This is a genomic window from Agrobacterium tumefaciens (assembly GCF_013318015.2).
In the GTDB taxonomy this organism is placed as follows: domain Bacteria; phylum Pseudomonadota; class Alphaproteobacteria; order Rhizobiales; family Rhizobiaceae; genus Agrobacterium; species Agrobacterium tumefaciens.
The window spans coordinates 260,243-277,522 of the sequence record NZ_CP115842.1 but is presented as its reverse complement, the minus strand read 5'-3'; the positions used below and the strand labels follow the sequence as shown (position 1 = coordinate 277,522).

At 58.0% G+C, this 17,280-nt stretch carries 20 protein-coding genes; 6 read left to right on the top strand and 14 right to left on the bottom strand.

The window, feature by feature from the left end; all coding sequences use genetic code 11:
• Positions 1-10: 10 nt before the first annotated feature.
• Both G6L97_RS14870 and G6L97_RS14865 read left to right on the top strand, forming a co-directional pair.
• Positions 11-1,234, top strand: coding sequence for an efflux RND transporter periplasmic adaptor subunit (locus tag G6L97_RS14870; protein ID WP_127966341.1), 1,224 nt, complete (start codon positions 11-13; stop codon positions 1,232-1,234).
• A gap of 3 nt (positions 1,235-1,237) precedes the next feature.
• Positions 1,238-3,196, top strand: coding sequence for a MacB family efflux pump subunit (locus G6L97_RS14865; RefSeq protein WP_174003197.1), 1,959 nt, complete (start codon positions 1,238-1,240; stop codon positions 3,194-3,196).
• A gap of 17 nt (positions 3,197-3,213) precedes the next feature.
• On the opposite strand, the gene G6L97_RS14860 is transcribed toward G6L97_RS14865, so the two are convergent.
• On the bottom strand, positions 3,214-3,450 hold the full coding sequence (locus G6L97_RS14860) for an acyl carrier protein (RefSeq protein WP_003517889.1): 237 nt from the start codon (positions 3,448-3,450) through the stop codon (positions 3,214-3,216).
• Between the two features lie 309 nt (positions 3,451-3,759).
• On the opposite strand from G6L97_RS14860, the gene G6L97_RS14855 reads away from it, so the two are divergent.
• A complete protein-coding gene (locus tag G6L97_RS14855; RefSeq protein ID WP_041694625.1) occupies positions 3,760-4,857 on the top strand; it encodes an acyltransferase family protein in 1,098 nt (365 codons plus the stop codon).
• Between the two features lie 268 nt (positions 4,858-5,125).
• Here G6L97_RS14855 and G6L97_RS14850 read toward each other — a convergent pair whose 3' ends face one another.
• From G6L97_RS14850 to G6L97_RS14790, 13 genes are all read right to left on the bottom strand, one after another.
• On the bottom strand, positions 5,126-5,437 hold the full coding sequence (locus tag G6L97_RS14850) for a hypothetical protein (RefSeq protein ID WP_003517885.1): 312 nt from the start codon (positions 5,435-5,437) through the stop codon (positions 5,126-5,128).
• A 13-nt stretch (positions 5,438-5,450) separates the two neighbouring features.
• Positions 5,451-5,744, bottom strand: coding sequence for a hypothetical protein (locus tag G6L97_RS14845; protein ID WP_013761399.1), 294 nt, complete (start codon positions 5,742-5,744; stop codon positions 5,451-5,453).
• A gap of 639 nt (positions 5,745-6,383) precedes the next feature.
• Positions 6,384-6,524 carry a hypothetical protein gene (locus G6L97_RS14840; RefSeq protein WP_003517881.1) on the bottom strand — a complete coding sequence of 47 codons (141 nt, stop codon included), beginning with the start codon at positions 6,522-6,524 and terminating at the stop codon, positions 6,384-6,386.
• Positions 6,525-6,614: 90 nt separating this feature from the next.
• Positions 6,615-6,899 carry a hypothetical protein gene (locus tag G6L97_RS14835; protein WP_003517879.1) on the bottom strand — a complete coding sequence of 95 codons (285 nt, stop codon included), beginning with the start codon at positions 6,897-6,899 and terminating at the stop codon, positions 6,615-6,617.
• 147 nt (positions 6,900-7,046) lie between these two features.
• Positions 7,047-7,262 (bottom strand): hypothetical protein, encoded by a 216-nt coding sequence (locus G6L97_RS14830; protein WP_003517878.1) that lies wholly within the window; start codon positions 7,260-7,262, stop codon positions 7,047-7,049.
• Between the two features lie 30 nt (positions 7,263-7,292).
• On the bottom strand, positions 7,293-7,529 hold the full coding sequence (gene rpsU, locus G6L97_RS14825) for a 30S ribosomal protein S21 (protein WP_003517876.1): 237 nt from the start codon (positions 7,527-7,529) through the stop codon (positions 7,293-7,295).
• Between the two features lie 27 nt (positions 7,530-7,556).
• Positions 7,557-7,847, bottom strand: a complete 291-nt coding sequence (locus G6L97_RS14820) for a hypothetical protein (RefSeq protein WP_003517874.1) — start codon at positions 7,845-7,847, stop codon at positions 7,557-7,559.
• 109 nt (positions 7,848-7,956) lie between these two features.
• Positions 7,957-8,166: a cold-shock protein gene (locus tag G6L97_RS14815; protein WP_003517872.1), complete on the bottom strand. Its 210-nt coding sequence runs from the start codon at positions 8,164-8,166 to the stop codon at positions 7,957-7,959.
• A gap of 479 nt (positions 8,167-8,645) precedes the next feature.
• Positions 8,646-9,881 (bottom strand): Gfo/Idh/MocA family protein, encoded by a 1,236-nt coding sequence (locus tag G6L97_RS14810; protein ID WP_019566458.1) that lies wholly within the window; start codon positions 9,879-9,881, stop codon positions 8,646-8,648.
• 20 nt (positions 9,882-9,901) lie between these two features.
• On the bottom strand, positions 9,902-10,723 hold the full coding sequence (locus tag G6L97_RS14805) for a sugar phosphate isomerase/epimerase family protein (RefSeq protein ID WP_013761396.1): 822 nt from the start codon (positions 10,721-10,723) through the stop codon (positions 9,902-9,904).
• A gap of 51 nt (positions 10,724-10,774) precedes the next feature.
• Complete coding sequence (locus tag G6L97_RS14800; RefSeq protein WP_019566457.1) at positions 10,775-11,938, bottom strand: dihydrodipicolinate synthase family protein; 1,164 nt, start codon at positions 11,936-11,938, stop codon at positions 10,775-10,777.
• Between the two features lie 10 nt (positions 11,939-11,948).
• Positions 11,949-13,091, bottom strand: a complete 1,143-nt coding sequence (locus tag G6L97_RS14795; protein ID WP_003517858.1) for a Gfo/Idh/MocA family protein — start codon at positions 13,089-13,091, stop codon at positions 11,949-11,951.
• A 245-nt stretch (positions 13,092-13,336) separates the two neighbouring features.
• Complete coding sequence (locus G6L97_RS14790) at positions 13,337-14,035, bottom strand: TetR/AcrR family transcriptional regulator (RefSeq protein ID WP_003517856.1); 699 nt, start codon at positions 14,033-14,035, stop codon at positions 13,337-13,339.
• Positions 14,036-14,154: 119 nt separating this feature from the next.
• Here G6L97_RS14790 and G6L97_RS14785 point away from each other — a divergent pair, with 119 nt between their 5' ends.
• Genes G6L97_RS14785 through G6L97_RS14775 form a run of 3 tightly spaced genes read left to right on the top strand, consistent with a single transcriptional unit; the run spans position 14,155 to position 17,272 of the window.
• Positions 14,155-15,444, top strand: a complete 1,290-nt coding sequence (locus tag G6L97_RS14785) for an ABC transporter substrate-binding protein (RefSeq protein WP_174003194.1) — start codon at positions 14,155-14,157, stop codon at positions 15,442-15,444.
• Between the two features lie 6 nt (positions 15,445-15,450).
• Complete coding sequence (locus tag G6L97_RS14780) at positions 15,451-16,404, top strand: carbohydrate ABC transporter permease (protein ID WP_003517854.1); 954 nt, start codon at positions 15,451-15,453, stop codon at positions 16,402-16,404.
• A complete protein-coding gene (locus tag G6L97_RS14775; protein WP_025595962.1) occupies positions 16,397-17,272 on the top strand; it encodes a carbohydrate ABC transporter permease in 876 nt (291 codons plus the stop codon). Before G6L97_RS14780 ends, G6L97_RS14775 begins: the two co-directional genes overlap by 8 nt.
• Positions 17,273-17,280 lie beyond the last annotated feature (8 nt).

The following is a 17,280-nucleotide window of genomic DNA, read 5'->3' as shown; positions in this document are numbered from 1 at the left end:
GGACAGGACGATGAAAATGGCTCGCAAAGCAGGTGTGGCGCTGACGGTTGTCGCGCTCGCCCTGGGTGGCTACTGGTTTTCGTCACAATATACGCGGGCCGCAACGCCCGGTTATATCACCTCGTCTGTGAAGCGCGGTGATATCGAGCAGACTGTTCTGGCGACTGGAACGCTCAAACCCGTTCGTCTGGTCGCCGTCGGCGCGCAGGCCTCCGGTCGCATCACCGCCGTCAAGGTCGCACTTGGAGATACGGTCAAGGCGGGCGATCTCATTGCCGAGGTCGATTCCGTTACCCAGAATAACAGCCTGCGCACGGCGCTGGCAGCGCTTGCCAACGTGAAGGCGCAGCGGGTGGAAAAGCAGGCGACACTTGTTCTCAACCGCCAGAGCCTTGTCCGCCAACAGGAAATGGTGTCGAAAAATGCCGCCTCCCGTGCGGATTTCGAAAGCGCCACTGCAGCGCTCGCAGTCACCCAGGCGCAGATCGAAGCGATCGACGCCCAGATCGAGGAGGCGCAGGTCGCTGTCGAAACGGCAAAGGCCAATCTCGGCTATACGAGGATCACCGCGCCCATCGAAGGCACTGTTCTGTCTATCGTCAGTCAGGAAGGGCAGACCGTCAACGCCACGCAGTCCGCGCCGACAATCGTGATCCTAGGCCAGCTTGACCGGATGACGGTGCGCACGGAAATTTCCGAAGCAGATGTGACGCGCGTAAAAGCCAGTTTGCCAGTTTACTTCACGGTGCTGGGTGAGCCGCAACAGCGTTACGACGCGACGCTTACGTCCATTGAACCGGCGCCTGAATCAGTGCGCAGCGACTCCAGCTTCAGCTCCTCGACGTCTTCCTCGACCACATCGTCCTCTTCCAGCACCTCGTCGTCGGAGGCGATCTATTATAATGGCGTGTTCGAAGTGCCGAACCCGGACGGCAAGTTGCGCACCTATATGACGGCGGAGGTCCATATCGTCCTTGGTGAAGCCAAGGACGTGCTAACCGTTCCGGCGGCGGCCCTTGGTAGCAAAGGCGCCAACGATGACTATGCCGTGCGTGTGGTAGACACCGATGGCAGAATTTCCGAACGCAGGGTCCAGATCGGTCTGAACGACAAGGTAACGGCGGAAGTGCGTTCCGGCCTTGCCGAGAACGAGCGCGTGGTGACCGGCGAACTTTCCATCGACACCACCAAAAACGCCGTGCCGGGGCCTGGTGGCCCGCCGATGGGTTTTTGAACAATGGCTGATCCTCTGATTTGCCTTAAATCCGTGCGGCGGGATTATCCGTCCGGTGAAGGTACGATTACCGTACTCAAGAATATCGACCTCATCATCGAGGCCGGCGAGATGGTGGCGGTCGTCGGCGCTTCCGGATCGGGCAAGTCGACGCTGATGAATATTCTCGGTTGCCTCGACCGGCCGACCTCAGGGAGCTACAGCATCAGGGGGCGGCAGACGGGCAATCTCGATGCAGACCAGCTTTCGGAATTGCGGCGAGAAAACCTCGGTTTTATTTTCCAGCGTTACCATCTGCTTGTCGAACTGACAGCGCTCGGCAATGTCGAAATTCCGGCGATCTACGCCGGAAAGTCACAAAGCGATCGCAGGAGCGATGCCGCCAGGTTGCTCGGTCGCCTTGGCATGGCGGACCGCCTCGATCATCGTCCGGGCCAGCTTTCCGGCGGCCAGCAGCAACGCGTTTCCATCGCGCGCGCCCTTATGAACGATGCCGAAATCATTCTTGCCGACGAGCCGACCGGTGCGCTCGACAGCGCGAGCGGCGACGAGGTGTTGCGCATCCTCGACGAGCTGCATGCCGAAGGGCGCACTGTCATTATCGTCACGCACGATATGTCAATTGCACGACGTGCCGAACGGATCGTCGAAATCAGCGACGGCGCCATCATTTCCGACCGCAGGGCGGATGCCGCGCCGGTTCGGACGGATGACGCCAAACCCTCTATGGTTTCCGGCGGGGCCTCCAGTCTCGCTGGTCTCGTATCCTCGCTGCGGGAGGCATTGCGCATGGCGCTCCTGTCGATGCAGGCGCACAAGCTGCGCAGCTTTCTCACCATGCTCGGTATCATCATCGGCATCGCATCGGTCATCAGCGTCGTGGCGCTGGGGCAGGGGTCACAGCAGCGCGTGCTGCAGAATATCTCAAGCCTCGGCACCAACACGCTGGAAATCTTCGCGGGCAAGGATTTTGGCGACATAAGGTCGGGCAAGATCACCACGCTGGTCGTCTCCGACGCCGAGGCACTTGCCAAACAATCCTATGTCGCGGCTGTGACGCCCACGGTCTCGACCTCCAGTACGGTGCGTTTCGGCGCGAAGGAGGCAAATGCGCTTGTGAATGGTGTCAGCGAGCGGTATTTCGTCGCCAAGGGCACGAAGCTGTCACAAGGGCGCTTTTTCGATGCCGCAAGCGTCGCGCAGAAAGCCCAGGAGGTGGTGATTGATGAGAACACCCGCAAATCGTTGTTTGCGGATTTCGACGGCAGCCCCATCGGTCAGGTCATCCTCATCGGCAAGGTGCCGGCCCGCATCGTCGGCATCACGCAGGCGCAGCAGGGCGGTTTCGGTTCAAGCCAGAACCTTTCACTTTATCTGCCCTATACTGCCGTCCAGTCACGCTTTCTCGGCAGCCTGTCGCTGCGCAGCATCACGGTGCAGGTGAGTGACGATATTGACGCCGCAATTGCCGAACAGGCGGTGACGGTTCTTCTCACCCAGCGGCATGGAACGCGGGATTTCTACATTCTCAACACTGACGATATTCGCCAGACCATCACCAGTACAACGCAGACCATGACGCTGCTGGTTGCGGCGATCGCGGTGATTTCGCTTCTGGTCGGCGGCATAGGGGTGATGAACATCATGCTCGTTTCCGTTTCCGAACGTGTATCGGAAATCGGCGTGCGCATGGCAGTCGGCGCACGGCGCAGTGACATACTGCGCCAGTTCCTGATCGAGGCAGTGCTCGTCTGCATCATCGGCGGAACGCTGGGAATTTTGGGCAGCTTCGGCTTCGGGGCGCTTTTCTCCGCCTTCAGCAGCAATTTCGCCATGGTCTATTCCACGGTGTCGATCATTGCTGCCTTCGTCTGCTCGACACTGATAGGCGTCGTTTTCGGCTATCTGCCGGCCCGCAACGCATCGAACCTCGATCCTGTTGCGGCCCTGTCGGCGGGTTGATATCCCGCCGCTGCCGGTCAAGCCTTGTTTTTTTCGATGAAGCGGATGGCGTCGCCAACGGTCAGGATTGTGCTTGCGGCCGAATCGGGGATTTCCACTCCGAATTCTTCCTCGATTTCCATGACAACCTGAACCACTTCGAGGGAATCGGCACCGAGATCGTCGACAAAATTGGCGTCATCGACAACCGTGCCGGGATCTGCGCCAAGCTGGTCAACGATGATTTTTTTAATACGGTCGGCGATGGTGGACATGGTGGGACTCCGCGAAAGTTGTTTGCCGCCGAACAACCCGTTTGAATTTGCGCCCAGGACACTTGCTAAAATCGAAACCGGTTTTTGCGAGGCGTGGTACACAGAGTCAGAAGGTCAAAGCATCGATGGCATTCGGACGTAGCATGCCTTTGACGGCTGCGAAAGAGCGTGGCTCATGGGGAAGTGCCCATAAGAATTCGGGGTATGTTTGACGTTGAACAGTTTTTGACTGGATGCGATGAACCGCTGCGCTGTAAACCTCGTTTTCGTGAAGTAATTATAATCCAGTCCTGTCGAGCATCAACGCCCATGGTCCAGTCTTCCCCGGAACGCTTCATATTGCTCGATGGCATAAGGGGCGTAGCTGCGCTCTTCATCGTGCATCGCCATGCCGAACAGTTTTTCGGGAGAGACGACGCTTCGAGCTATCTCGCCGTCGATTTGTTCTTCGCCTTGAGCGGTTTTGTGCTGGCGCATGCCTACAGCATGAAACTGCGCGAAGGGGCGATTACGCCAGGCTTCTTCATGAAGGCGCGCCTTGCGCGACTTTATCCACTGTATGGGCTGGGGCTGGCGTTGATGGCGTCCTATTTCATCTGCCTCTACCTGTTGGGCCTGCCGACGCCGATCGATGATCTTCATCGCCACATCAATCCCGGTGAGCTGGCGATCGCGTTGTTGACCGGGCTTCTTTTTGTTCCGGCACCCTTCACGCTTACATTGAACGGCGCATTGTTTCTGGTGAGCCCGGCATGGTCGCTTTTCAACGAGCTGGTGGTGAATGCGGTTTATGGCCGGTGGGGTGTGCGGGCGACTACGAAACAGACTATCGTGGTGCTGGCTGTCAGCGCCTGCGTCCTTGTCGTGGCGGCTGCTGAGTTTGGGAAGTTGCATGCGGGGTTTCGATGGCACGAAATGTATGCCGGCATGGGAAGGGTGTTTTTCTCGTTTTTCGCAGGCGTGCTGGTTTACCGCTTCCGCAATCGCATAACCGAGCTGAAGCCCATCCAGGCGGCCCTCTGTCTTATGCTGGTCTGCGTCATCCTCGCCGTGCCAATTTCGCGTGAGCTTCGGCCCTTCTTTGATCTCGCGGTGGTTCTGCTCGTCTGGCCGACGGTATTGTTCGTAGCCAGCAGGATAGTGCCGGGTCGCAGGGTGGGAATCTTGTCGACGTTTCTCGGCACAGCTTCCTACGCCGTCTATGTGCTGCATATTCCGCTGCTGGCCTGGACGGATTTTCTGGTGCCTGCCGTTGATAGGGAAAACATCGCTTTGCCGGTCGGTGTCGCTTTCCTGATAGGGACGACGTGTCTGTCATGGTACCTGACAGTCCATTTTGATCAGCCAGTGCAGACATGGCTCAAAGGTCGCCTGAGAAAGCGGGCAGGGGTCGGGCAACCGGTGTGATCGCGTCTTGTCGCTGCGGGCTTCAGTAATGCGCAAAGATTGGAGCCGTGATAACAAAGGCCGCGACGAGACTGATGATCGTCAGTTTCGCGGCACGCATGCGGCGCATTCTGCGGCCGCTCCAGTCATACGTCATACTCACCCTCCACGCAGACGCAAACTCTCGGACTGATGTCCGACTAAATCAGTTTCTCCTGATATATCTCATTTGCCAAGTCATTATTGTTACCAGTGATTTTGGCGAACACCGTCCGCTTCGGGAGGCGCTTCAGGGGAAAAGCCGGATAAGTTGATTGTCTTTGAGTTTCAGGCGGCTTGCCTCATCGGAAGAAATGCAATGCTCTATGTTCTTTCGCAAGTCGTCGGGAACTATCGGCCCGCCTGCCTTCAAAAGCTTTTCGGTCATCGAAAAAAGAATGCCGAACTGGGTCTCGCATTCGGCCGATGTCAGCAGCAGCGGTAGTGACGGAACGGTGTTCGCCGTAAAGACGCTATCCGCCGTATCGTACATGGTGACGAGGTACCAGGTCAGAAATAGCCCCAGCCACAGGCCGGTGCTGACCATGATATATTCGCGCATCTGCTCTCTCCCCTCAATGGCGGTGGTAAAGCAGTGGCAGGCCCTGGATTGCATATCGGGGGAGCGGCTTCCACGGCTTGATGCGGTCGTGTTTCTGCACGCCGAACAGGAAACGCATTTCGTCGGTGAGGTCTGCCGGATCGGTCAAGCCATCCTGATATAATTCAATAACCTTGCGGGCGGCTCTGTTATGGAGCTTTTTGTCATCATCGTCGGAGAGGTGATTAAAACCGATGCTCTCGAGGACCAATTGGAGCATTTCGAGATCTTGAGAGGAGATCAGGCAGTTACGGGGCGCAGAAGACATGATGGCCTCTTTTCTTACTGGTTCAGAAAGCCGAAGCCTCGCGCGCGCCCTTAAAAGGCTGCACGGGACGCTCCAACGCTTTGAAACGATACGCCGGTGCGGTCGATGACCGTTGCCGGTTTTCGGGGGGCATGTGCCTCAACGCGCCCTGGGAAATTCCGCACGGGGCGCTGTAGAAGGGAGGCATGTGCAAATGGGGCTTGAGACGGCAAGGATGCCTGACGGCGGTAACGCCCTTTAAGTACCGATGGGGAAGGGTGCGCTCTTTGCGCGCAATAGGCAAGTTAATTCCACAGCCCTTGACGAGTATGTGACCGGTGCGGCGACATTCTTTATCTCACCAGGGCAGACAACAAAAAAGGCCGGGGCAATATTGCACCGACCTTCCTCATATCGCCATTAACACCAGTGCCAGTACATCCGTGGTCAAAAGTCTAAAGCGACGGAAACAACTGCGAACGACATATTTTGCGCTCACCAGCAGTTGCTGTATGAACCTTATAGAAGAGCAATGTGGCCAAAACAAGTCCGCATTTCCATTACATGTTTTATTTGTCGCGACCCTTTGTGTATCGGGTCGCGGTTTGGCAATTCGTGCCGGGGCGTCGCGCTGTTATGAGCGGGCTGTCCGGAACAATCCTACTTCTTCTTGCCATCCGCAGTTGTGGAGTTTGCGAACTTGACCTGCGTGCCGGCAGCTGGTGCCGCAGCCGGAGCTTTCGTCTTGTCCTTCTTCGGTTTGCGGACTTCTTTGTTGCTGCGTACTTGACCCTTGGCCATGGTGTCCTCCTGGTATTGAACTGATATTGGATATTGTGTGGTCCGGGGCATGATCGCGCGCCGCAGGCAGGCTGCGGGGCGGTTTCATCGTCAGGGGAAAGGCAGTCCGTTAAGCGGAAGTTTCCCGAAGGGAAGGGTCGGTTTGGAGAGGCGGATACGCCCTGCGTAGAAGGTTCTCCGCACCATGTCGGGCTGGAGGCCAAAATCAGGAAACGCCGCAAAGCCGGAGGATGCGCCGCGATCCTGATCCAGGCGCATTGCTGTTTCTTCGGCGGCACTGAGAAGCAGGCGAAGCGATGCGTTTTCCCGGTAACCCAAACCGCCGGTGCGGACGAGGTTCCGTGAAAGGCTTGATGAATAAAAGTCGGAAGACATCTCGTCCTCCTTTCGTTTGGGGGCGAGGACACTCTGCCCTCAAACACCAGCACTCTTCAGCGGATTGCTGACAGGCGAAGCGTGCGCCTGTTGCGTATCAGGTTCAAGAAGTTTTTCGGAAAGACGACGTCAAAAAGTGCAACCGGGTTATTTCTTGCCGGATGACTTTTTGGTGCGGGTGGGTGGAGGGGCGGCGATTGCCGCCTCCTGAGCTTCGCGAAGTTGGCGAAGCCGTTCCGTCTTCTTGGCGCGCTGGTCGGATTCGGCGGTTATGATCTGTTTCGCCGCCTTGTCCGTTATGGATGCCTTGTCCTGCGAGGACAGCTTTCCGGGTTTGAAAACAGCCTCTTTAGTCGCGGTCATGGCATTCTCCTTTGCGGAGCGAATTGACAGTTATCGAGCGCGGGCAACCTTTTTGGGAGCAGGAAGCAATCCCTCGCGCTGCAATTTTTTCTTCGCCATCTTGCGGTGGCGGCGCACAGCTTCGGCTTCTTCGCGGATACGCTTTTCCGACGGCTTTTCGTAAGATTCCCGTGCGCGCATCTCACGGAAGATACCCTCGCGCTGCATCCTCTTTTTCAAGACGCGGAGGGCTTGCTCTACATTGTTATCCCTGACGAGTACCTGCAACTTATCTCCTTAACGCAGCCATCGCTGCTATTTTTTGATTCTGATCGTATTCGAATTGATCCAGCTCGATCCCGCAACGCGCGAAGACGAGCCTTCGATTTCCACGGGCCGCGATGAAGACGCAGCCACATCGATTTCATCGAGCGCTATATTACGTTCGAAGTTCTCGTGCTGGAAACGCACCCTGTAGCGAACCGCACCTTGTTGTGTCTCTGGCAGAGCCGTTACGACCCGGCCTGGACCTTTGGGCTGGTTGGCCCCAAGTACGCCCGCCTTCAGAAAGATAGCATCGCCGGAACGATAAGGATTTTTGCGCATGAGAGCCTCCCCATGGCCAAAAAAACAAAAGGCCGGGATTTAACCCGACCTCTCACAATCACTCAGCGCCACTGCTGGTACATGCGTAGCCAGCGGGGCCGATGACAAATCAAGCTGCGCGAAGGTTGTCAGCGGAGCTCTTGCCGGACTTGCGGTCCTGCACGATGTCGTAGGTGATCTTCTGGCCGTCGTTCAGCGAACGCAGACCTGCGCGCTCAACAGCCGAAATGTGAACGAAAACGTCCGTGCCGCCGTTGTCAGGCTGAATGAAGCCGAAGCCCTTGGTGGCGTTGAACCACTTTACAGTACCAGTGTTCATAACGATTTCCTTTCGTAGTAATCGTTGTTGGTTTCCGCGATACCTTGCGGAATTAGATCGATTATTTGAGAGGAAATCCGACGGGAACGTAGAGTCCCAGGAGCGACGTCACAAGCAATTGTCGATTTGCCGAATATAGCCTCAATTTTTGATTTTGCAATGGGCCGATGCGGAAAAATGCGCCATCTGGCGATTGCACTTGTCGGTTCCGATGTCTCTTCCTGCGTCAGCGGCGCGATTTCGGTTTTTTCTCTTCCCTGTTCATATCACGCCCCACCCATTTGAAAAAAAGGATCAGGCTGGTGCCGATGATGATGAGCGGAATGAAGGATTCGAAACTGGACATGATTAACTCTTTCTTCCCCCGATCGTCGTTTTACCGGTATGGAGGAAGCGCGTAATCTGCAGAATGTTATCCGTTCTTTTTTGGCAATTGCGGCCTGCGGACCGACGTTGAAAGCACCGCAGGCCGAAAATATCTAGATGGGCAGGGATTTCACCGCCGCTGCACCACCCTCGCGGGCGCTTTTCAATGCGGCTACGCCGCAGAGCACGGACATGGCGCCGGCGCGCGAACCCGCCCGCTGCCGCAGCCGGTCGTTCGAACCGGGCTTGAAGATCATGTCGCGCATGCGATTGTCGCCGCCATAATGGCCGCCCGGCTCATGCGGCACCCAGATACGCTCGACACCGCCACCGAAACTTTTTACCAGCAGTATTTCGTCGGCTGGGGGCTCAGTCCACGGCTGCTTTTCATATTGGCGCATCTCGATGCGTCCTTTATGGCCGTTAAACGCGATGTGGTGTCCCTCGATCGGCATATAGGTATTGAGCGAATAGGAGACCTGCACGCCGTTCGCATAGCGAATCGAGGCACTCATCGTGTCGGGGATGTCGATCTCCTCGCGAAAGACGCAGGCGTCACGCATATAGCCATCCACAGTCGACGGGTCCTCGTAAAGCGCGTCCAGGAACGGGTCGGCCCCGAGATCCATGAAATAGTCGCACTCGTCCTTGTGCGGACAGGTACGACAGCGCGTTCCCCGGAACGGTCCGTTCTTGCCATAATGCAGCAATTGCCCAAAGCCCTTCACTTCCACCGGGTCGGAATCGAGATACCAATTCAGAAGATCGAAGTGGTGTGTGGCCTTGTGGACGAACAGGCTGCCTGAATGTTCGGTGAAAGCGTGCCAGCGGCGGAAATAATCCGCACCGTGCTGGTTATCGAGATACCAGTGGAAATCTACCGAGGTAACGGTGCCGATCGCGCCGTCGTCGATCAGCTCCTTGATGCGCGCCGCCGTCGGCGAAAAGCGATAATTGAAGGAAACGTCGACGCGGCGGCCGCTTTCGGCCTCCGCCGCGCGGATGCGGTCAATCTTTTCCGGGGTGGTGGTCATGGGTTTTTCGCTGATGACATCGGCACCGCCCTCGAGCGCGCGGATAATGATGTCGTCATGAGTATCGTCGGGCGTGCAGACGATTACCAGTTCCGGGCGTTGCTCGGCCATCATCCGGTCGAAGTCGTCGTAAAGCGGAGCGGCCGACCCCATCATGGCGCGGGCCCGTTCTGCGCGCATCAGGTTCAGGTCGCAAATGCCGACCAGTTCGACATAGTCGCTCCACCCGGCCAGAAGTTCGCGCCCCCACATGGTGGTGCCACGATTGCCGGTGCCGACCAGTGCATAACGTTTGCGTTTCACCCTTTCAGGCATTTCCTTACTCCCGAACCCAATCAACAAACGGTTTTAAAACGCTCGACGACGGTGGACAGAACCTCGTCCACCGGGCGTGCCTGCCAACGATGCGAAAAAATCTCGACTTCCTGCGGACCGGAAAAGCCGGCGGCCTCGATCATGGCGCGAAATGCCTTCAGGTCAATCACGCCATCGCCCATCATGCCGCGATCGTTGAGCGGATCGGTGGTCGGCACCAGCCAGTCGCAGATATGGTGTGCCAGTATCTGCCCGTTTCGCCCGGCGCGCGCCACCTGTTCCTCCAGCTCCGGGTCCCACCAGACGTGATAGACGTCGATGGCCACACCGGTTCCGGCACCCAGCCGGTCGCAGAGGTCGAGCGACTGTTTCAAAGTGTTGAAGCAGGCGCGGTCGGCGGCATAAAAGGGATGCAACGGTTCAATGGCGAGCGGCACGCCGGCTGCCCTCGCATAGGGAAGAAGTTCGGCCATGCCGTCCTCCACCATCTGCCGTGCACCTTTCAAGTCTCGAGAACCCGCGGGCAGGCCGCCCACGACAAGCACCAGGCAATCTGCCTTCATGGCGGCGGCTTCGTCCACGGCGCGTTTATTGTCCTCAATGGCGCGGCTGCGGCCTTCTGCATCGGGGGCGGGGAAAAAGCCGCCCCGGCAATGGCCGCTGAGACGAAGGCCGTTCTGCTCGACAATGCGTGCTGCTTCAGCAAGGCCTGCAGCGTGAACCTGCTCGCGCCAGGGCGAGATGGTGGTGATGCCATGCGCAAGGCATGCATCCACGATTGCCCCGAAGGAACGTCCCTGCCGCACGGTGGCAAAATTTATTGAAAGGCCCTCAACGCCCATAACGGTACTCCTCCCTTTTGCGAAGGCCTCCAGCCACCTTCGCTCTCGCGCTTAACCAATGCCTCTGACAGCCAGAAACTGCTTCATGCGATGCGTCGCCACATCCGGTTCGGCAAGCACATTGGCCTTGTCCGCCAGCCGGAAAAGCTCGGCGAAATGCCGCGTGGAGCGGGCGCTTTCCTGCCCGCCAACCATGGTGAAATGGTCCTGCAAGCCGTTGAGATAGGCGAGAAACACCACGCCGGTTTTGTAAAAGCGGGTCGGCGCCTTGAAGATATGGCGTGAAAGCGCCACCGTTGGCTCCAGAATGTCGAAGAATTCATTATCCGCACCGCGCTTCAGGCTGGCGAGCGCCTTGGATGCCGCCGGAGCAATGGCATCGAAAATGCCGAGCAACGCGTCCGAATGACCTTTTTCGTCACCGGCGATCAGCTCGGCATAATTGAAGTCGTCGCCGGTATACATGCGAACACCAGCGGGCAGGCGACGGCGCATGACGATTTCCTTTTCCTTGGATAGAAGCGAAATCTTGATGCCGTCGATCTTGTCTGCATTCTCCTCGATCATGGCAAGGCAGGTGTCCATCGCCGCCATATGGTCGCGGGCACCCCAGTAGCCCTCAAGCGCAGGATCGAACATTTCTCCCAGCCAGTGGATAACCACCTTGTTCTCGGCACGGGAAAGGACCCTGGCATAGGCCTTGAGATAATCGTCCGGGGAGCGGGCGGCAGCGGTGAGCGCCCGGCTTGCCATCAGGATCACGCGCCCGCCTTCTCCCTGAACAAAATCAAGCTGTTCCAGGTAGGAGTCGATAATCTGGTTCAGGTCATATCCGCCGCCCTCAAGATGATCCGTGCCGACGCCGCAGGCGATCAGCGCATCCTTGCGGGTGGCCGCTTCCTTCAGCGAACGGGAGATCAGTTCCTGCGCCTGCGGCCACGCCAGTCCCATGCCGCGCTGGGCCGTATCCATGGCCTCCGCAACACCCAGGCCGAGGTCCCAAAGGCGGTGGCGGAAGCGCAGGGTAGCGTCCCAGTCGATGGCGGGCGTCAACCATGGATCGTTGTCGGCGAGGGGATCGGCCACCACATGGGCGGCGGCGAAGGCGACACGATTGAAATCCGCCGCACTTCGTTTCTCAATGGCGACCGGCGCGCCTGATAGCCTGTAGACCTCGATGCTGCGGTCGTCCTTTGGAAGCTTGAGTTCGCTCACTGTCGCCTCCTCAGGAAAGTGCGGGAACGTCGAGCCAGCGGCGTTCCTTCCATGATCTCAGCCCCAGTTCGGCCAATTGCACGCCCTTCACGCCCTCCATCAGCCCATAGGGCCATGGGTCGTTGTCGACGAGGTGACGCACGAACATTTCCCACTGCGCCTTGAAACCGTTGTCATAAGTGACGTTGTCAGGCACTTCCTGCCAGGTCTTGTAGAAATCGATGGTCTGGGGCTGGTCAGGGTTCCACACCGGTTTCGGCGTATTGGTGCGGTGCTGGGTCCAGCATTTAGTGAGACCCGCCACGGCCGAACCATGCGTGCCATCAACCTGAAACGTGACGAGATCATCGCGGCGCACACGCACCGCCCAGGAAGAGTTGATATGGGCGATGGCGCCGCCTTCCAGCTCGAAGGTGGCGTAGGCGGCATCGTCGGCATCCGCCGCATAGGCGTGGCCCTGTTCATCGAAACGCTCGGGGATATGGGTGGCGCCGAGGCAACTTACGGATTTCACCGGTCCGAATAGATTATCGAGCACATAACGCCAGTGGCACAGCATATCGAGGATGATACCGCCGCCATCCTTTAGGCGGTAATTCCACGAAGGACGCTGCGCCGGCTGCCAATCGCCTTCGAAAACCCAATAGCCGAACTCGCCGCGCACCGAGAGGATCTTGCCGAAAAAGCCGCTGTCACGCAGCATCGCCAGCTTGCGAAGGCCGGGCAGGAACAGCTTGTCCTGCACCACGCCGTGTTTGATGCCGGCGCTTTCGGCCAGTCTGGCAATTGCCAGCGCCTCTGCCACGCTGTCGGAAATCGGCTTTTCGCAATAGACGTTCTTGCCCGCCTTGATGGCTTTTTCGAGCAGGCTGCCACGCATCTGCGTCGTGCCGGCGTCGAAGAAAAGCGTGTCATCCGGGTTCGCAAGGGCGGCGTCGATGTCGGTCGTCCAGCGCGCGACATTGTGCTTTTTAGCGATTTCCTCGATTTTCGCACCGTTTCGGCCGACCAGAATGGGGTCGAGCATGACCTTTTCGCCGCTCTTCAAAACCACGCCGCCCTGATCGCGAATGGCGAGAACGGAGCGCACGAGGTGCTGGTTGTAACCCATGCGGCCGGTGATGCCGTGCATGATGACGCCGATACGTTTCATGAATTTCCTCCCAAGGCGGCCTTTTCCCGAAAGCCGCTTCCGTCAAACATGGCAATTTGTAACCATTTGGTTATTTGTGGTCGTGAAGGATGCGATCTGTCAAGGTGTTTTTGGCAGGAAATTCACATGCACTTGCGGCGGCAGAAATCACGGGTTTGTGCCGCGCCGCAAAAGGAAACGACGCGCTTCGCGGATGCGAATGGCGCGTCGTCGCTGTTGTTAAAGGGAAATTCGGTTTTTACGGCTCAGACCGGCCGCACCGCAGCAAGCAGGGTATCGACGATATGCTGGCCCCAGCGTTCAAGTTCGGCGGGGTCGGTCAGGTCGCGCTGGAAGATCGTCGACAGCGTGAATCGGTTCGAAAGATAAAAGGCGCCGAGCGAGGCGATCGTCAGATAGACGTCGATCGGATCGAGACCGTCACGGAATTCGCCAGTATCGCGGCCGCGCCGCAGCACGTCCTCAAGCTCGGAGATGAAGTTCGAATGCATCGCCGCAATCGTAGCGGATTGCCTGAGATAACGGGCTTTGTTGAGGTTTTCTGTTGCGAGAATGCTCAGAAATTCCGGGTGATCCAGAAAATAATGCCAGGTGAAAAGCGCGAGTTCCCGCAAGCCTTCCGAAGGCGCCTTGCGGGTCAGGTCCAGCCGCCGTTCGGTGTGGCGGATATGGCGATAGGCGTCCTCCAGAACGGCGAGATAAAGCGCGTCCTTGTCGCCAAAATAATGGTAGATCATCCGCTTGTTGGTGCCGGCGCGCCGCGCCACGACATCGATTCTCGCGCCCGCCAAGCCCTTCGCGGCCACCTCGCGGCGGGCGGCTTCAAGAATGGCGGCGCGTGTTCTCTCCGGGTTTCGCACCTGTGCCGCCCCGCGTTTGCGCTTGGGGGCAGGCGTTTCCTCGACGGCCGGATCGGGCAGCTGGTTTTTCGTCGTTTCGTCCATCTTAGCACCCGCTTGACAATGTTGGCGATCGGTGTTCCCATGTAACCAATTAGTTATAAAACGGCAATAGTCGTTTACCCCCATCATCAATTTGGCAGTCAATTAGGGAGGAGTTGCCAATGCCCGTGATGCTTCACAGGAGAAGTGTGCTTTCAGCAGGGCTTGCGGCCCTTTCACTCGCAACATTGGGAGGTGGTTCGGCGCAGGCTCAGGCCGCGCGGCTGCGTATGTTGTGGTGGGGATCGCAGGAGCGTGCGGATCGCACCAACAAGGCGATCGCCGCATATAAGCAAATCAAGCCGGATCTCGATATTGCCGGGGAATTTGCCGGCTGGAGCGACTACTGGCCGCGCCTTGCCACGCAGGTGGCAGGCCGCAACGCGCCTGATCTGATCCAGATGGATTATCGCTACATCTTCGAATATGGCCGGCGCGGCGCCCTTGCTCCCCTTGATGACTATATTGGCAAGGGCCTGAAGATAGAAGATTTCGGCAAGATGAACATCGACTCCGGTCGGGTCGACGGCAAGCTTTACGGGGTTAATCTTGGCGTGAATTCCAGCGCTGTCTTCTTCGACAAGGCGGCTTGGGAAAAATCCGGCGCGACCCCGCCAGCGATCGGGCAGACCTGGGAAGAGTTTGCCGAAAACGCCGCCAAGCTCAGCAAGAACAAGCCCAAGCCCGGCTATTACGCCACGGCCGATGCCAGCGGCGTCGAGCCGAGCTTCGAGAACTGGCTGCGTCAGAACGGCAAATCACTCTACACACAGGATGGCGGTATCGGTTTTGATCCGACCGACGCGACCAAATGGTTCACCATGTGGGCGGATTTGCGCAAGAGCGGTGCATGCGTGCCGGCCGATATTCAGGCGCTCGACCAGTTGAATATTGAAACCAACGCGCTGACGACGGGCAAGGCGGCAACGGCATTTGCCCATTCCAACCAGTTTGTCGGTTATCAGGCGCTCAACAAAGCCAAGCTGGCTATGACCTCCTATCCGAAAAGCAAGAAGGATGGTCCTTCCGGTCACTACCTGAAACCATCCATGCTCATCAGCGTCGCCAATGGCAGTGCCGGCATCGAGCAGGCGGTCGGTTTCATCAACTTTCTCGTTGCCGAACCACAGGGCGTCGATGTTCTGGGTGTTGAGCGCGGCGTTCCGGCATCGGAAGCGATGCGTAACGCGCTGACCGCCAAGCTCGATGCCGTCAGCAAGAGCATGGTGGAATATATTGCCGCGATTACCCCCGGCGTTGGCGATCTGCCGCCGGCACCCCCTCCGGGTGCAGGCGAATTCGCCTTCGTCCTGAAACGTACAGCGGAAGAGATCGGCTTTGGCAAGATTTCGGCGGCTGAGGGTGGTGACCGGCTCGTCAAGGAATCCGAAACCGTCATTAAACGGAAGTGATGGCAGATGGCCTTTCGATCTGAAACTCTCGTGGAGGAGAGCCGTGGCGCGGCTCTCCCGAAGCGGGCAGGCGTGAAGCGGCTTTTGGACCGCAACGTTCACGCATACCTGTTTCTCCTGCCGTGGCTGATCGGTTTCTTCGGTCTTACCCTCGGGCCTGCGCTGGTGTCGCTTTATCTGTCCTTCACCAATTATGACCTGCTTCAATCCCCGGACTGGGTGGGGGCGGCCAATTATGTGCGCATCGCCACTGCCGACCCTAAATTCGCAGCCGCCATGCAGGTCACCTTTACCTATGTGCTGCTTTCGGTGCCGTTGAAGCTGATTTTTGCACTGCTGGTGGCGCTCGCCTTCAATCGCGGCATAAAGGGGCTCACGCTTTACCGGGCGATCTTCTATCTGCCGTCGCTGCTCGGTTCCAGCGTGGCGATCGCTGTTCTCTGGCGGCAGCTTTTCGCGTCAGATGGCCTCGTCAACATGGTCCTGTGGCAGGTTTTCGGTTATGAGGGGCCGAGCTGGATTTCCAATCCGGACTACTCGCTCTACACGCTGGTGATCCTGTCCGTCTGGCAGTTCGGCTCGCCAATGATCATCTTCCTCGCAGGGCTCCGGCAAATCCCGCAGGATATGTACGAGGCCGCCGATATCGACGGCGCGAGCAAGATGCGGCAGTTCTTCCGCATTACGCTGCCGCTGTTGACGCCGGTGATCTTCTTCAACGCCGTGATCCAGACGATCGATGCCTTCAAGGCCTTCACGCCCGCCTTCATCATTTCCGAAGGCACGGGCGGGCCGATCAACTCGACGCTGTTCTACACGCTCTATCTCTACCAGGAAGCCTTCGGTTTCTTCCGCATGGGATATGCCTCGGCGCTTGCCTGGATTCTCGTGATCATCATCGCGCTGTTCACGGCCTTCTCGTTCCTCAGCGCGAAATACTGGGTGCATTACGATGACTGACGCTGTTACCGCTCCCCGGCCGGGACAAGGCCCGCAACGCTCACCGCTAATGTCGGTTTTGCTGCATGCGGTGCTGATCCTTGCCTCCTTTGCGATGCTTTATCCGATCCTGTGGATGATTTCGGGTTCGTTCCGCCCGCAGGACGAGCTGTTCGGTTCCTCTTCGCTCATTCCTTCGTCGGTTGATTTCGGCGGCTATATTCGCGGCTGGACCGGGCTCCAAGTCAGTTTCGGGCAATTCTTCTGGAACTCGTTCTTCATCTCGGTGCTCGCCACCATCGGCAACGTCGTTGGCTGCTCACTTGCCGCCTTCGCTTTCGCCCGCCTGCGGTTCGGTGGGCGCAATTTCTGGTTCGCGCTGATGCTCGGCACCTTGATGCTGCCCTATCACGTTGTGCTCATCCCGCAATATATCCTGTTTCTGGAAATGGGTTGGGTGAATACGTCGCTGCCGCTGATTGTGCCGAAATATCTGGCAACCGACGCCTTCTTCATCTTCCTGATGGTGCAGTTCTTCCGGGGTATTCCGCGTGAGCTGGATGAGGCAGCGGTGATGGACGGTTGCTCGCCCTTCCGCATTTACTGGAAGATCATGCTGCCCCTCTCTCTGCCGGTTCTGGCAACGGCCGCGATCTTTTCCTTTATCTGGACCTGGGACGATTTCTTCGGTCCGTTGATCTATCTGAACGACATCAACACCTACACCGTGCAGCTCGGCCTCAGATCCTTCGTGGATTCCACCGGCAGCTCGGATTGGACGTCGCTTTTCGCCATGTCCAACCTGTCGCTGGTACCGGTCTTCCTGTTCTTCCTGTTCTTCCAGCGGCTGCTGATTGAAGGCATCGCTACCACCGGAATGAAACGCTGAACGGACGA

Coding starts and splice junctions, on each gene's coding strand:
- G6L97_RS14870 (WP_127966341.1), top strand. CDS start 11: ATGAAAATGGCTCGCAAAGCAGGTGTGGCGCTGACGGTTGTCGCGCTC.
- G6L97_RS14865 (WP_174003197.1), top strand. CDS start 1,238: ATGGCTGATCCTCTGATTTGCCTTAAATCCGTGCGGCGGGATTATCCG.
- G6L97_RS14860 (WP_003517889.1), bottom strand. CDS start 3,450: ATGTCCACCATCGCCGACCGTATTAAAAAAATCATCGTTGACCAGCTT.
- G6L97_RS14855 (WP_041694625.1), top strand. CDS start 3,760: ATGGTCCAGTCTTCCCCGGAACGCTTCATATTGCTCGATGGCATAAGG.
- G6L97_RS14850 (WP_003517885.1), bottom strand. CDS start 5,437: ATGCGCGAATATATCATGGTCAGCACCGGCCTGTGGCTGGGGCTATTT.
- G6L97_RS14845 (WP_013761399.1), bottom strand. CDS start 5,744: ATGTCTTCTGCGCCCCGTAACTGCCTGATCTCCTCTCAAGATCTCGAA.
- G6L97_RS14840 (WP_003517881.1), bottom strand. CDS start 6,524: ATGGCCAAGGGTCAAGTACGCAGCAACAAAGAAGTCCGCAAACCGAAG.
- G6L97_RS14835 (WP_003517879.1), bottom strand. CDS start 6,899: ATGTCTTCCGACTTTTATTCATCAAGCCTTTCACGGAACCTCGTCCGC.
- G6L97_RS14830 (WP_003517878.1), bottom strand. CDS start 7,262: ATGACCGCGACTAAAGAGGCTGTTTTCAAACCCGGAAAGCTGTCCTCG.
- G6L97_RS14820 (WP_003517874.1), bottom strand. CDS start 7,847: ATGCGCAAAAATCCTTATCGTTCCGGCGATGCTATCTTTCTGAAGGCG.
- G6L97_RS14815 (WP_003517872.1), bottom strand. CDS start 8,166: ATGAACACTGGTACTGTAAAGTGGTTCAACGCCACCAAGGGCTTCGGC.
- G6L97_RS14810 (WP_019566458.1), bottom strand. CDS start 9,881: ATGCCTGAAAGGGTGAAACGCAAACGTTATGCACTGGTCGGCACCGGC.
- G6L97_RS14805 (WP_013761396.1), bottom strand. CDS start 10,723: ATGGGCGTTGAGGGCCTTTCAATAAATTTTGCCACCGTGCGGCAGGGA.
- G6L97_RS14795 (WP_003517858.1), bottom strand. CDS start 13,091: ATGAAACGTATCGGCGTCATCATGCACGGCATCACCGGCCGCATGGGT.
- G6L97_RS14790 (WP_003517856.1), bottom strand. CDS start 14,035: ATGGACGAAACGACGAAAAACCAGCTGCCCGATCCGGCCGTCGAGGAA.
- G6L97_RS14785 (WP_174003194.1), top strand. CDS start 14,155: ATGCCCGTGATGCTTCACAGGAGAAGTGTGCTTTCAGCAGGGCTTGCG.
- G6L97_RS14780 (WP_003517854.1), top strand. CDS start 15,451: ATGGCCTTTCGATCTGAAACTCTCGTGGAGGAGAGCCGTGGCGCGGCT.
- G6L97_RS14775 (WP_025595962.1), top strand. CDS start 16,397: ATGACTGACGCTGTTACCGCTCCCCGGCCGGGACAAGGCCCGCAACGC.